The sequence below is a fragment of the Chromobacterium paludis genome (assembly GCF_008275125.1).
GTDB lineage: Bacteria > Pseudomonadota > Gammaproteobacteria > Burkholderiales > Chromobacteriaceae > Chromobacterium > Chromobacterium paludis.
Genome location: NZ_CP043473.1, coordinates 3,361,169 through 3,374,025, shown reverse-complemented (window position 1 = coordinate 3,374,025; position 12,857 = coordinate 3,361,169). Strand labels below are relative to the sequence as shown.

The 12,857-nt window shown below is 67.7% G+C and carries 8 protein-coding genes and 1 other RNA gene; 8 read left to right on the top strand and 1 reads right to left on the bottom strand.

Annotated elements, in window-relative coordinates; all coding sequences use genetic code 11:
• The first annotated feature begins 3 nt into the window (after positions 1-3).
• The 4 genes from FYK34_RS15975 (at position 4) to FYK34_RS15960 (ending at position 5,934) form a co-directional block, all read left to right on the top strand.
• Positions 4-3,822, top strand: coding sequence for a translocation/assembly module TamB domain-containing protein (locus FYK34_RS15975; protein WP_174774527.1), 3,819 nt, complete (start codon positions 4-6; stop codon positions 3,820-3,822).
• 111 nt (positions 3,823-3,933) lie between these two features.
• Positions 3,934-4,368, top strand: coding sequence for a MarR family winged helix-turn-helix transcriptional regulator (locus FYK34_RS15970; protein ID WP_149298106.1), 435 nt, complete (start codon positions 3,934-3,936; stop codon positions 4,366-4,368).
• Between the two features lie 28 nt (positions 4,369-4,396).
• Complete coding sequence (locus FYK34_RS15965) at positions 4,397-4,969, top strand: cysteine hydrolase family protein (RefSeq protein ID WP_149298104.1); 573 nt, start codon at positions 4,397-4,399, stop codon at positions 4,967-4,969.
• Positions 4,969-5,934 carry an FUSC family protein gene (locus tag FYK34_RS15960; RefSeq protein WP_149298102.1) on the top strand — a complete coding sequence of 322 codons (966 nt, stop codon included), beginning with the start codon at positions 4,969-4,971 and terminating at the stop codon, positions 5,932-5,934. The genes FYK34_RS15965 and FYK34_RS15960 overlap by 1 nt, the downstream gene beginning before the upstream one ends.
• 4 nt (positions 5,935-5,938) lie before the next feature.
• Here the strand turns inward: FYK34_RS15960 and FYK34_RS15955 are convergent, their stop codons facing one another.
• Positions 5,939-9,097, bottom strand: coding sequence for a bifunctional diguanylate cyclase/phosphodiesterase (locus FYK34_RS15955; protein WP_149298100.1), 3,159 nt, complete (start codon positions 9,095-9,097; stop codon positions 5,939-5,941).
• A 107-nt stretch (positions 9,098-9,204) separates the two neighbouring features.
• Between FYK34_RS15955 and rnpB the strand changes: the two genes are divergently transcribed.
• The 4 genes from rnpB to purH all read left to right on the top strand — a co-directional run bounded on the left by rnpB (position 9,205) and on the right by purH (position 12,806).
• An RNA gene (gene rnpB, locus FYK34_RS15950) (RNase P RNA component class A) lies at positions 9,205-9,607 on the top strand.
• Positions 9,608-9,715: 108 nt separating this feature from the next.
• The gene (gene dusB / locus FYK34_RS15945) at positions 9,716-10,768 is read left to right on the top strand and encodes a tRNA dihydrouridine synthase DusB (RefSeq protein WP_149298098.1); all 1,053 of its coding nucleotides are present in this window, start codon (positions 9,716-9,718) and stop codon (positions 10,766-10,768) included.
• A 49-nt stretch (positions 10,769-10,817) separates the two neighbouring features.
• Positions 10,818-11,054: a helix-turn-helix domain-containing protein gene (locus FYK34_RS15940; RefSeq protein WP_011134100.1), complete on the top strand. Its 237-nt coding sequence runs from the start codon at positions 10,818-10,820 to the stop codon at positions 11,052-11,054.
• A 174-nt stretch (positions 11,055-11,228) separates the two neighbouring features.
• Positions 11,229-12,806: a bifunctional phosphoribosylaminoimidazolecarboxamide formyltransferase/IMP cyclohydrolase gene (purH, locus tag FYK34_RS15935; RefSeq protein ID WP_149298096.1), complete on the top strand. Its 1,578-nt coding sequence runs from the start codon at positions 11,229-11,231 to the stop codon at positions 12,804-12,806.
• Positions 12,807-12,857: the final 51 nt, after the last annotated feature.

Sequence of the window (12,857 nt, the reverse complement as noted above, 5' to 3'; positions counted from 1 at the left end):
ATCATGAGCGATAACCGCAATTCCCCCCCCGAGCCGGCGGAAGCCGCGCCGCCGCCCCGGCCGCCCCGGCCGCGCCGCTGGCGCCATGCCTTTGGCGCGCTGGCGCTGTTGCTCGCCCTGCTGCTGGCTGCGCTTGGCTGGCTTAGCGCCAGTCCGGCCGGTTTCGCCTGGTCGCTCAAGCAGGCCGCGCGGCTCAGCGGCGGCCAGTTCAGCGTGGCTTCGGTCCGCGGGACCTTGTGGCAGGGCTTTCAGCTGCAGGATGTCCGCCTGCGCGCCACTGGCGAGGACCTAGACGTCGAGTCGCTGCGGCTGGACTGGCAGCCGTCGGCGCTGTGGCGCGGCGAGCTGAAGATAGACCGGCTGGCCCTGGGCCATGTGCGCCTGGCCAGCAAGCCCGCGCCGGAGAAAAAACCGGCGCCGCTGGAGGCACCGCGCTCGCTGGCCTTGCCGCTGCATGTCAGCGTGGGCGAGCTGTCCCTGGCCAGCCTGAGCCTGGAGCCGGCCCACTTTCGCCTGTATCGGCTGCGCGCCGGCTATGACTACGACGGCGCGCGCCACCGCCTGCAGCTGCGCCAGCTGGAAACGCCGTGGGGCGAGGCCTCCGCCGGACTGAGCCTGGCCGCGGCCACGCCGTTCGCCTTGTCCGGCGAGCTGCGCGCCAGCGGCCAGCTGGAACAGGCGGCGGTGAAGGCGCGGCTGGATCTGTCCGGCAATCTGCTGAAACCGGCGTTTCTGGGCGAACTGGACGGCAAGGGCGTCAGCGTGGACCTGTCCGGCGCGCTGCAACCGTTCGACGCCAACCCGTTCAACCGCCTGGTGCGGCTGGATGCGCGCGTCGGCAACATCAACCCGCAGGCCATCCTGCCCAGCTGGCCCAAGGCCCGGCTCAGCTTTGCCGTGTTCGCGGAGCCGGACGCCGGCCAGCGCGTCAAGGGCGGCCTGACCCTGGTCAACGCCGAGCCGGGCGCGCTGTCCTCGCACAAGCTGCCGCTGTCGCTGCTGGTGGGCGAGTTCCGCGCCGATGAGCAGGCGCTGGAGCTGTACAACAGCCATGCCGAACTGGCCGGCGGCCGGCTGGGCGTGGCGGGCGAGCTGAAGCCCAAGCAGCTCAAGCTGGCGCTGGACCTGGACAAGCTGGCGCTGCGCCAGCTGCACGCCGACGCGCCCGACGACGCGATCAGCGGCCGCGTCACGGTAGAGGGCGCGCCGGCCGAGCCGCGCATCGCCGCGCAATTGAAAGGCAAGCTGCTGCGCGCCGACGCGCTGGCAGAAATGAGCGGCGGCAAGCAGCCCGCGCTATTGCTGAAAAAGCTGGAGCTGGGCGCGGACGGCGGCGCGCTCAGCCTCAACGGCAAGCTGGGGCTGTCCGGCCGCCAGCTGTTCGAACTCAATGGCAAACTCAGCCGCGCCGACCCCTCGCGCGTGCAGGCGCGCCTGCCCAAAGGCGACCTGAACGCCACCCTGAAAATGGCCGGCCAGCTGGCCGAGCCGATGGAGATCGGCGCCAAGCTGCAGCTTGCGCCCAGCAAGCTGTCCGGCGAACCCTTGTCCGGCAGCGCCAATCTGTTGTTTGGCCAGCAGCGGCTGAAGCAGCTGTTGCTGGACTTGAGGCTGGCCGATAACCGGCTGCAGGCCAGCGGGAGCTACGGCGCGCCCGGCGACAAGCTGAAACTGGCCATCCATGCGCCCAATCTGTCGCCGTTGGGGCCGGGCTTCGCCGGCGCGGTGCAGGGCCAGGGCGAGCTGGCCGGCTTGCCCAAGGCGCCGCTGTTGGACGCCAAGCTGCAAGCCGACAAGCTCAGGTTGCCGGGTGGGGTGGCGCTTCAATCCTTGCGTTTTGCCGGCAATGTCAAGGCCGACCAGGCCAGCCCCTTTCAGTTGAGCCTGGACGTGGCCGCGCTGCAGGCCGGCGATCTGCGCGCCGAGCAGCTGCACGCGCGCGCCGGCGGCACCCGCGCCCGCCACAGCCTGCAAGTGGACGGCCGTTTCCAGCTGGAGCAGTTGGCCTATGGCCTGCAACTGGCCGCCGCAGGCGGCCTGGACCAGAACAATGGCTGGCAGGGCAGCTTGCAGAAGCTGGAATTGAGCGGCAAGCCGGGGCTTAGCCTGCTGGCGCCGGTGTCCATGGCCCTAGGCGGCGATGGCATGGTGAAGCTGGGGGCGACACGGCTGGCGCTGTTGGGCGGCAGCCTGAGCCTGACGGATTTCACGCGTCAGGCCAATGGCGCGCTGGCCGGGCACGGCAGCGCCCGCGGCATCAAATTGTCTGAGCTGGGCCCGTTGCTGAAGCTGCCGTTGGAGCAGAACCTGCAATTTGACGCCGACTGGGGCCTGGCGTCGAGCGGGCAGGGTCAGCTGGCGTTGTGGCGCAGCGGCGGCGATGTGCAACTGCCGCTGGACAAGAATCGCAGCGCGCCGCTGGGGCTGAAGGCCGCGCGGCTGGACGCCCGTCTGGATGGCCGCACCGTGGCTTTCGATGTCAAGTTGGACAGCCGCTTCGCGCAGCTGCAGGGCCAGGGCAGCCTGCCCTGGAACGGCGGACGCATCGACGGCCATACGCCGCTGTCCGCCACGCTGCGCGCCAGCCTGCCGGCCTTGTCCACGCTGGCCGAGCTGGCCGGCCCGGGATTGGAGCTGGGCGGCAGCTTGAGCGCTGATCTCGCGCTCAGCGGTCCGCTTGCCCAGCCGCAGGCCCAGGGGCCGATCCGCGGCGAGCAGCTCAAGCTGGAGGACCACCGCACCGGCATCGCGCTGGCGAACGGCAGCCTGGCGGCGCGGGTGGACGGCCGCACGCTGCTCATGCAGCAGCTGCGCTTCACCGGCGGCAAGGGCGAAGTCAGCGCCAGCGGCACGCTGGACCTCAGCGAGGCCCAGCCCGATGCCCGGCTCAAGGTGACCTTGCAGCGCTTCAGCGTGTTCGACAAGCCCAATCGCCGCTTGGTGGTGTCCGGCCAGAGCGAGTTGGCCTTCGTCGGCGGCAAGCTGTCGCTGAGCGGCCGCATCCGCGCCGACCAGGGCCGCGTCGGCCTGCCCAAACTGGGCGCGCCGGACCTGGGCCCCGACGTGGTGGTGGTGGGCCGCGCGCCGCCGGAACCGTCCGCCTTCGCCAGCATGCCGCTGACGGTGGCGCTGGATCTGGACCTGGGCGAGCGCTTCCGTTTCACCGGCCAGGGCTTGGACGTCGAGCTGTCCGGCTTGGTGCACGTCAGCGCCAATCCCGGAGAGGCGCCGGCGGCCAAGGGCCAGGTCAAGGTGGAGAAGGGCCGCTACAAGGCTTATGGCCAGGACCTGGACATCACTTTCGGCGCCATCACCTTCAACGGACCCTTGGACAATCCGCTGCTCAATGTGCAGGCCAAGCGCCGGCTGTCGCCGGTGGGCGCCGGGGTGGAGGTGACGGGGTCGGTGGCTGCGCCCAAGGTGAGGCTGATCGCCGACGACCCGATGACGGACAAGGACAAGCTGGCCTGGCTGGTGTTGGGCCGCGCCGCCAGCGGCGACCGCGACAACAACGACCTGGCCGCCTCGGCCGGCCTGATGCTGGCCGGCTCGCTGAACGACCACATCGGCCTGTTCGACGACTTGGGCGTCTCCAGCCGCCAGGAAAAGACCCTGGCCAACGGCACGGTCAGCCCGGCCGAGCAGGTGGTGACGGTGGGCCGCCAGCTGACGCGCGAGCTGTATCTTGGCTACGAGTACGGCATCAGCAGCGCGGACCAGGCGGTGAAGCTGGCTTACCAGCTGTCCAAGGGCTGGTCGGTGATTTTGCGCGCCGGCACGGCGCTGTCGGCGGAGTCGCGTTACACCTTGCGCTTCGATTGAGGACTGGGCCTGGGCCCGCGACATCAGCGATGCGGCTGTGGGGCCGCCCTGGCGGGCGGCCTTTCATTTGGCTAAATTGCTATGTAAATATAGCTATGTTAGTATAGCTATATGAATGAAATCATTTCCACTCAAGACGCCACCCGGCTGCGCCTGCAGCTGATGAGCATGACGCGGCGGCTGCGCAGCCAGGGCAGCCAGGATGTGCTGCCGTTTGGCCTGCTGACCGTGCTTGGCGCGATAGACCGCGCCGGCGGCGACATCACGCCGTCCGAGCTCGCCCGCAAGGAAAACATGCGCTCGTCCAATCTGGCCGGCGCGCTGCGTGAATTGGAGGACGCGGGACTGATCCTGCGCCGTCCCGACGCGCAGGACGGCCGCCGCGTGCGCGTGGGCTTGTCCGAGGCCGGGCGCGCCGCGCTGTCGCGCAACCGGCAGCTGCGCGACGGCTGGCTGCAGCGCGCGCTGGACAGCCTGAGCGAGGAGGAGCGCGCCACGCTGCTGCGCGCCGGAGAACTGCTGGAGCGGCTGGCCGCCGCCGATTGACCCCCATCTTGGTAGAAAGGACGTCCCGATGAAAACCGCACTGCTGACCTTGGACTACATCCACGACATCATTCACCCGGAAGGCCGCATCGCGCGCTGCGCCGGCCATGCCGCCGAGCGCGACGTGATCGCCGTGGCCAATCGCGCCATCGCGCTGGCGCGCGCGCGCGGCTGGCCGGTCATCCACGTCAAGGTGGGGTTCTCGCCGTCCTATGCCGAGATGCCGCAGGGTTCGCCGATGTTCAGCCGCGCCAGCGAATTCCAGGCGCTCAATCTAGGCGGGGCGGGGACGGATTTCCATGCCGATCTGGACGTGCGGCCGCAGGACGTCATCGTGGTCAAGCATCGCATCAGCCCGTTCTACGCTACCTCGTTGGAGGCGGTGCTGCGCGCGCAGCGCATCGAGCGGCTGGTGATCGCCGGCGTCAGCAGCACCTGGGCGGTGCAAGCGGCGGCGCGCGACGCGCATGACCGCGACTACCGGGTGCTGGTGCTGGAGCCGGCCTGCGCCGCGGCGACGGAAGAGGAGCACCAGCTGTCCATGCGCCAGTTGGCCACCATCGCCGACATCGTGTCGCTGGAGCAGCTGGAAGCGCGGTGATGACTGACTGGCGCCGGCTGCTGAGCGAGCATTGCGACGGCTATCTGGCCGCCCGCCTGCTGGCGCTGGTCGCGCCGGCGCTGTTGTTGGCCTTGGCCGGGGGCGGGGAGGCGGCCTTGCAGGGCGGCATGCTGGCGGTGTGCTGCCTGATCGCGATGGAGCGCGGCGCGCTGGGCTGGCGGGCGGGTTTGCTCCAGGCCGCGCTGGCGCTGGCGGGCTGCTTCTTCATGGCCGGCTTATGGCGTTGGCCGCTGGCCTTTGCCCTGGGCTGCGGCGCGGCCGCCGAGGCGGCGTGCCGGCTGGGCGCGCGCCAGGCGCGTTGGCGCTCCGCCGCCAATTTCACCTTCATTCCCGCCTTGTACCTGGGCTGTGAGGCGGCGCAATCAAGCGAGCAGGGCATGGCCGCGCTGTTGCCTGCCGTGCCGTGGCTGGCGGCGGGCGCGTTGGCGGCGTGTTGGCTGCACGGGGTGGCCGGTCGGCGGGCCGGAATGGCCGACAAGCCAGGCGCCGCGCCGGAAACCGGCGTCGCCTTCGTTTGCGTCGGGCTGCTGGCCTGGCTGGCGGCGCATTTCCAGCTGCCCTGCGGCCAGTGGCTGGTATGGTCCGGCGCCAGCGTGTGCGTGGGCGGTTTCGCCGCGGTGCGCGCCAAGTGCTGGCAACGCTGCAGCGGCGCCCTGCTGGGCGTGCCGGCCGGCATGCTGGCCGCGCTGGCGCTGCATCCTACGCCCGCGCTGCTGATGCTGCTGGGCGCCGCAACCATGCTGACGCTGGCGCTGTTTCGCGCCTACCGGCCGGCTTTCGCCGCCCGCAGCGCGCTGGCGGCGCTGCATCTGAGCCTGGTTGGCGGCATGGCCGCCGTCCGCCTGATCGACGTTGGGCTGGCCGCCGCGCTGGTGTTGCTGGTATGGGGCGTGGGGCAGTGGCTGGCGGAGGAGAAGGGCGAGTTCTCGCGCGGCGGGCGCTAGGCGCTCAAACCTGCAGCGTGTCCTGCGACTGCGCCAGCCGCTGCGTCATCGCTTCCTCGCTCAGCGGCGAACCCAGCAGATAGCCCTGCATCGCCTCGCAACCCAGTTTCTTCAGGAAACTCTGCTGGGATTCGCTTTCCACGCCCTCGGCCAGCGTCTCCATGCCCAGCGCGCCGGCCAGGTGGACGATGGCGCTGACGATGGCGGCGTTTTCCTCGTCTCCGGGCAGGTCGGTGATGAAGGAGCGGTCTATCTTGACCGTGTCCGGCGCGAAGCGCTTCAGGTAGGCCAGGCTGGAATAGCCGGTGCCAAAGTCATCCACCGACAGCCGCACCCCCATGGCCTTGATCACCGCCAGCTGGCGCGAGGCCAGGTCGGCATCGGTCATCAGCGTGCTTTCCGTCACTTCCAGTTCCAGGCAATGGCCGGGCAGCTTGTGTTGCTGCAGGGCCTCGCGCACATCGTCGATGAAGTCATGCCGCATCAGCTGGTGGGCGGACACGTTGACCGCCACGCGTATCGGCCCCAGCCCGTCGGCCAGCCATTGGCTGGCCTGGCGGCAGGCCTCGTTCAGCACCCAGCGGCCCAAGGGCACGATCAGGCCGGTGTCTTCGGCCACCGGAATGAAGCGGTTGGGCATGATCAGGCCCTGTTCCGGGTCGCGCCAGCGCAACAGCGCCTCGCAGCCCAGCAGCCGCCGGCCGGCCATGTCGTACTGCGGCTGGTACACCAAGTAGAGATGGCCCAGCTCCATGGCGCGGCGCAGCCGGTTTTCCATCAGCAGCCGCTCCGCCACCTGGGTGTTCATTTCGCGGGTGTAGAAACGGAAGGTGTTCCGGCCGTGGGCCTTGGCATGGTACATGGCCAGGTCCGCGTTCATCAGCAGGGTCTGGATGTCGCAGCCGTCGTCCGGCATCAGGCTGATGCCTATGCTGCAGCTGACCACCAGCGAGTGGGCGCCGATCTGGAACGGCTGCTGCAGCGCGCGCAAGATGCGTTCGCAGATCAGCGCCGCCTCGCTGGGCTGGTTGATGGAAGGCAGGATCAGCACGAATTCGTCGCCGCCGGTGCGGCCCACGGTGTCCACGCCGCGCACCGAGGAGGCCAGCCGGCGCGCCACGTGCTTCAGCAATTCATCGCCGGCGCTGTGGCCCAGGGTGTCGTTGATGTTCTTGAAGTGGTCCAGGTCGACGAACAGCACGGCCAGCTGGTTATGCAGCAGTTCGGCCTGGCGGATGGCCTGGTGCAGGCGGTCGTTGACCAGCACGCGGTTGGGCAGGTCGGTCAGCGCGTCGTATTCGGCCATGTGCTGCACCCGCGCCTCGTGCTCCTTGCGCTCCGAGATGTCCGAGAACAGGGCGATGATGTGGCTGACCGCGCCCTGGCCGTCTTGCAGCAGGCTGATGTTGACCCAGCACGGGTAGTCCTCGCCGCTCTTGCGGCGGTTCCATACTTCGCCGGCCCACTGGCCGCGCTGCTGCAGCGTCTGCCACATTTGCTGGAAGAAACCCGGGTCGTGGCGTTCTGAGAACAGCAGGGACGGCTTCTGGCCGCGCACCTCGCCTTCCTGATAGCCGGTGATATGGCTGAAGGCGCGGTTGACGGTGAGGATGCAGTTGTCCGGATCGGCGATCAGGATGGCTTCGTTGCTGGACTCGAACACTTGGGCGGCCAGGCGCAGCTGGCTTTCGGTCTGGCGGCGGGCGCTGATGTCGCGCGCGGTGGCGCAGAGATAGCTGCCGCCCTCGTAGTGCAGCGGATTGAGGGTGATTTCCAGGTGCAGGACGGCGTCGCCTTCGCCGTGGCGGGCTTCGAAGGTGAGCGGCAGCGGCGCTTCCGGGTGGTCGAACAAGCGCTCCAGCAGCTCGGGCCGGTGGCGCAGCGCCAGATTGCAGTAAACGATCTCGCCCTCGCGGCTGCGCAGGGCCACCATGTCGGTGGCGTTGTCCACCATGAAGCGGCTCAACTGCAGTTCGCGCGACTGCTCCTTCAGCGACAGATGGCTTTGCGCCAGGTCATGCTGATAGCGGCGCACCAGCTCGCTGACCCAGCGCACGAAATACCAGCACAGCAGGCCGGCGCACAGCATGGCCACCAGGGTCATGGCCAGCGTGGTGGCAATGCGCTCGGCCAGCCGGGTTTTCAGTCGCAGCGCGGCCTGCAAGCTGTCGTCCTGTATCGTCTGCACCCGTTGGCTGGTGACCAGGGTCCAGTTCCAGCCCGGCAATTGGCGGGCATAGGCGAGGTAGCGGTCGCCGGCCTGGCCCAGGTCGTCGGGACGGCTGTATTCGACAAAACCGCCGCGCTTGCCCAGCTGGATCAGCTGCAGCACGCGCTCGCGCTCCGCCGGCGGCAGCACCGCGTATTGGCGGCCCACCAGCGAGGGTTGGCTGGGATAGAGCCGGATGATGCCCTGTTTGTCCACGATCATCAGCTCGCCGTTGCCCGCGCTCAGGCGCATGCGCGACAGCGTGTCCAGGCCTTGCTGCTGCAGGTCGGTCTCGACGTTGCTGATGTATTCGCCGCTGCCTATCAGCCAGTTGAAGTGCGGGAAGCGGCGGGCGTAGGTGATCTTGTCGTCCATGTGGCTGGCGCCGGGCAGGTACCAGCGGTAGGTGGTGAAGCCGCGGCCGGCGGGACCGGACACTGAATCAATCAGATTCTTCATGATGTAGCGGCCGCGGTCGTCGCGGTTTTCCAGCAGTGAGCTGCCCTCGCGTTCCGGCGCGGTGGGCAGCAGCACGCAGCGGCCGTCCAGGGTGTCGATGAAGAAATAGCCGCGGCCGTCGAAATAGCGCAGCGGACGCAGCGCCGCGATGATCAGCTGCTGCACTTGCTGCGGGCTTTGGCGGCCGTTTTCGCGGCGCCAGATGGCGTCGGCCAGCTTCCAGGCCTGCTCCACCTGTTCCTGCAGCTGGTGGCGCATGGTGTCGTTGGTGCGCTCGCGCAGCGCCGACAAGAGCAGGGCGGCGTGGTCGGTATAGGCTTGCAGGCTGTCGCGGGCCCGCGCGGCGGCTTCCACCTCGATGTTCTGCCGTCCGGACTGAAAGTCGCGCCAGCTCATTATCAGGAAGTAGCTGGTCAGGGTCAGCGCCAGGGCAAACACGATGGCCAGGGTGCCGAACAGTTGCAGGCGCGACAGACGGGCTTGATTCAACTCCATCACGGGTCCGGATACTTCGGGAAGGGATAGCCAGTATACGGGATTATCCTGAATGTCATGGAAAATTGTCGGGCAGCGGCGGCGATTTTCGGCTAAAATCGCGGCCGGAAGTCAGTCAGACAATCGCCGCGCCCGCAAGGGCGGGGAGGAAAGTCCGGGCTCCGCAGAGCAGGATGCCGGCTAACGGCCGGGCGCCGCGAGGCGACGGAAAGTGGAACAGAGAGCTGAACCGCCGATGGCTTTGGCAACAGGGCACAGGCAAGGGTGAAAAGGTGTACCGGGAGGCGCAAGCCGGCCTGGACGGGCGGGGCAACCCGCTTGCGGTAAGAGCGCACCGCGGACGTGGCAACACGGACGGCAGGCTAAACCCCATCCGGAGCAAGACCAAATAGGGGGGCGCTAACGTGGCTCGCGTTGTCCCCGGGTAGGTTGCTTGAGCCTGTCGGCAACGGCAGGCCTAGAGGAATGATTGTCCAACGACAGAACCCGGCTTATCGACTGACTTCCCCCTCATTACTCGCGGCTATCGAACTTGCTTAAAAAATAAGCAAAAATTTTTCCCGCCGGCCGCGAATCACTATACAATACCGACCCTTCCCGCGATTACCCGTATTTGTCATGCAGATAGGACCGTACCAACTGAAAAACCGGCTGATCGTAGCGCCGATGGCCGGGGTGACGGACAGGCCCTTCCGCATGCTGTGCAAGCGCCTGGGCGCCGGCATGGCCGTCTCCGAGATGATCACCGCCAACAAGGCGCTGTGGACCACGCCGAAGACGCTGCGCCGCGCCAACCATGAAGGCGAAGTCGAACCCATCGTGGTGCAGATCGCCGGCGGCGAGCCGCAAATGCTGGCCGATGCCGCGCGGCTCAATGTGGAGCACGGCGCGCAGATCATAGACATCAATATGGGGTGTCCGGCGAAGAAGGTGTGCAATGTGGCGGCCGGTTCGGCCTTGCTGCGCGACCTCGACAACGTCGGCCGCATCCTGGAGGCGGTGGTCAAGGCGGTGGACGTGCCGGTGACGCTGAAGACGCGCACCGGCTGGAGCCGCGAAGTGAAGACCGCGCTGGCGGTGGCCAAGATGGCCGAGGAAGCCGGCATCGCGGCATTGGCGCTGCACGGCCGCACCCGCGAGGACATGTACCGCGGCGAGGCGGAGTACGACACGATACGCGCGGTGAAGCAGGCGATCTCGATACCGGTGATCGCCAACGGCGACATCGATTCGCCGGCCAAGGCCAAGCAGGTGCTGGACTACACCGGCGCCGACGCGATCATGATAGGCCGCGCGGCGCAGGGCCGGCCGTGGATTTTCCGCGAGATCCAGCATTACCTGGAAACCGGGGAAACCTTGCCGCCGCCGACCGTGGGCGAGATCCGCGAACTGATGCTGGGCCATCTGGACGAGCTTTACGATTTTTACGGCGAGTACTCGGGCTGCCGCATCGCGCGCAAGCACATCGCCTGGTACACCAAGGGCCTGGCCGGGAGCAACGCCTTCCGCCAACAGATGTACCAGCTGGAAAGCACCGATGAGCAAAGGCAGGCGGTGGGCGCGTATTTCTCCCGCCTTGGCGACGCCGGCGATCGTCTAAGCTATGTAGTCGAAGATGAGGACAAGCCGGGCGAAGGCGCCGCGGCAGAGGGCGAGGCCTGCGCCGCTTGAGACGGCGCCAGGCGCATGGGGACCCACAATCTGGACATCAAATAAGAATATGCAAAACAACGATCACATCTCGCAATCGGTGCGGCTGGCCATGGAGCAGTATTTCAGAGACCTGGACGGCGAGGCGCCGTCCGCCATCTACGACATGGTGCTCGCCTGCGTGGAAAAGCCGCTGCTGGAGGTGGTGCTGATACACACCCAAGGCAACCAGACGCGAGCGGCGGAGTTGCTGGGCTTGAACCGCAACACCCTCCGCAAAAAGATGAAGTCGTATGATTTGATTTGAAGAGAACCGGCCACACCGTCACAGGGTGGCCGGTTTTTTTTGCCCCTCTCGCGCGGCGAGCCGGGGCGGGGATTCGAGGGACGGGCTGCCGGGGACGGGAGTCTAGCCGATGCGCAGTCGGCGGTCCGGGCCGGTTTTTATTGTTTTCATCCTTAGCCAAAGCGGTAGAGAAACATGACCAAGATCGAACGAGCGCTGATCAGCGTGTCCGACAAGAGCGGCGTACTGGAATTCGCCAAGGAGCTGGCCGCCCTGGGCGTGCATATCCTGTCCACTGGCGGCACCGCCAAGCTGTTGCAGGACGCCGGCCTGGCGGTGTCCGAAGTGTCCGACTACACCGGCTTCCCCGAAATGCTGGACGGCCGCGTCAAGACCTTGCATCCCAAGGTGCACGGCGGCATCCTGGGCCGGCGCGATCTGCCCGAGCACGTCGCCACCATGGCCGAGCACGGCATCGGCAACATCGACCTGGTCTGCGTCAACCTCTACCCCTTCGAAGCCACCATCGCCAATCCGGACTGCTCGCTGGAAGACGCGATCGAGAACATCGACATCGGCGGTCCGACCATGGTGCGCTCCGCCGCCAAGAACTGGGCCCACGTCGCCATCGTCACCGACAGCGACGACTACGCCGCGCTGACGGCCGAGCTGAAGGCCAACGCCGGCCAGCTGTCCAAGGCCACCCGCTTCGAGCTGGCCAAGAAAGCCTTCACCCACACCGCCGCCTACGACGGCGCCATCTCCAACTACCTGACCAGCCTGGCCGCAGGCGTGGTGGAAGGCAAGCCGGAACGCGTGGCCTTCCCGAACCGCCTGAACGCGCAGTTCATCAAGGTGCAGGACATGCGCTACGGCGAGAACCCGCACCAGGCCGCCGCCTTCTACCGCGACCTGGACCCGGCCGCCGGCAGCATTGCCCACTACCGGCAGCTACAGGGCAAGGAGCTGTCCTACAACAACATCGCCGACGCCGACGCGGCCTGGGAGGCGGTGAAAACCTTCGAGCAGACCGCCTGCGTCATCGTCAAGCACGCCAACCCGTGCGGCGTGGCCGTCGCCCAGGACACGCTGTCCGCCTACAAGCTGGCCTTCGCCACCGACACCACCAGCGCCTTCGGCGGCATCATCGCCTTCAACCGTCCGGTGGATGCGGAAACGGTGGAGGCCGTGACCGGCCAGTTCCTGGAAGTGCTGATCGCGCCGGCCTTCAGCGACGAGGCCAAGGCCATCATCGCCGCCAAGAAGAATGTGCGCGTGCTGGAGATTCCGCTGCAGGCCGGCGCCAACCGCTTCGAGCTGAAGCGCGTGGGTGGCGGCGTGCTGGTGCAGACGCCTGATATCCGCAACGTGGGCCTGGACGAGCTGCGCGTGGTCAGCAAGCGCCAGCCGACGGCGCAGGAAATGTCCGACCTGCTGTTCGCCTGGCGCGTGGCCAAGTTCGTCAAGTCCAACGCCATCGTGTTCTGCAAGGATGGCCAGACCGCCGGCATCGGCGCCGGCCAGATGAGCCGGGTGGATTCCACCCGCATCGCCGCGCGCAAGGCGCAGGACGCCGGCCTGAGCCTGGCCGGCGCGGTGGCGGCGTCTGACGCCTTCTTCCCGTTCCGCGACGGCATTGACGTCATCGCCGAGCAGGGCATCAAGGCCATCATCCAGCCGGGCGGCTCCATGCGCGACGAAGAAGTGTTCGCCGCGGCGGACGAGCACGGCATCGCGCTGGTGTTGACCGGCGTGCGCCACTTCCGCCATTGATAATTGGCTTTCGGCGAATGCCGCCGTCTTCCGCATGCGGAAACGGCGGCC

Bases quoted from the DNA above. Each gene is read 5' to 3' on its own strand.
- FYK34_RS15970 (WP_149298106.1), top strand. From the start codon at position 3,934: ATGAATGAAATCATTTCCACTCAAGACGCCACCCGGCTGCGCCTGCAG.
- dusB (WP_149298098.1), top strand. From the start codon at position 9,716: ATGCAGATAGGACCGTACCAACTGAAAAACCGGCTGATCGTAGCGCCG.
- FYK34_RS15975 (WP_174774527.1), top strand. From the start codon at position 4: ATGAGCGATAACCGCAATTCCCCCCCCGAGCCGGCGGAAGCCGCGCCG.
- purH (WP_149298096.1), top strand. From the start codon at position 11,229: ATGACCAAGATCGAACGAGCGCTGATCAGCGTGTCCGACAAGAGCGGC.
- FYK34_RS15960 (WP_149298102.1), top strand. From the start codon at position 4,969: ATGACTGACTGGCGCCGGCTGCTGAGCGAGCATTGCGACGGCTATCTG.
- FYK34_RS15965 (WP_149298104.1), top strand. From the start codon at position 4,397: ATGAAAACCGCACTGCTGACCTTGGACTACATCCACGACATCATTCAC.
- FYK34_RS15955 (WP_149298100.1), bottom strand. From the start codon at position 9,097: ATGGAGTTGAATCAAGCCCGTCTGTCGCGCCTGCAACTGTTCGGCACC.
- FYK34_RS15940 (WP_011134100.1), top strand. From the start codon at position 10,818: ATGCAAAACAACGATCACATCTCGCAATCGGTGCGGCTGGCCATGGAG.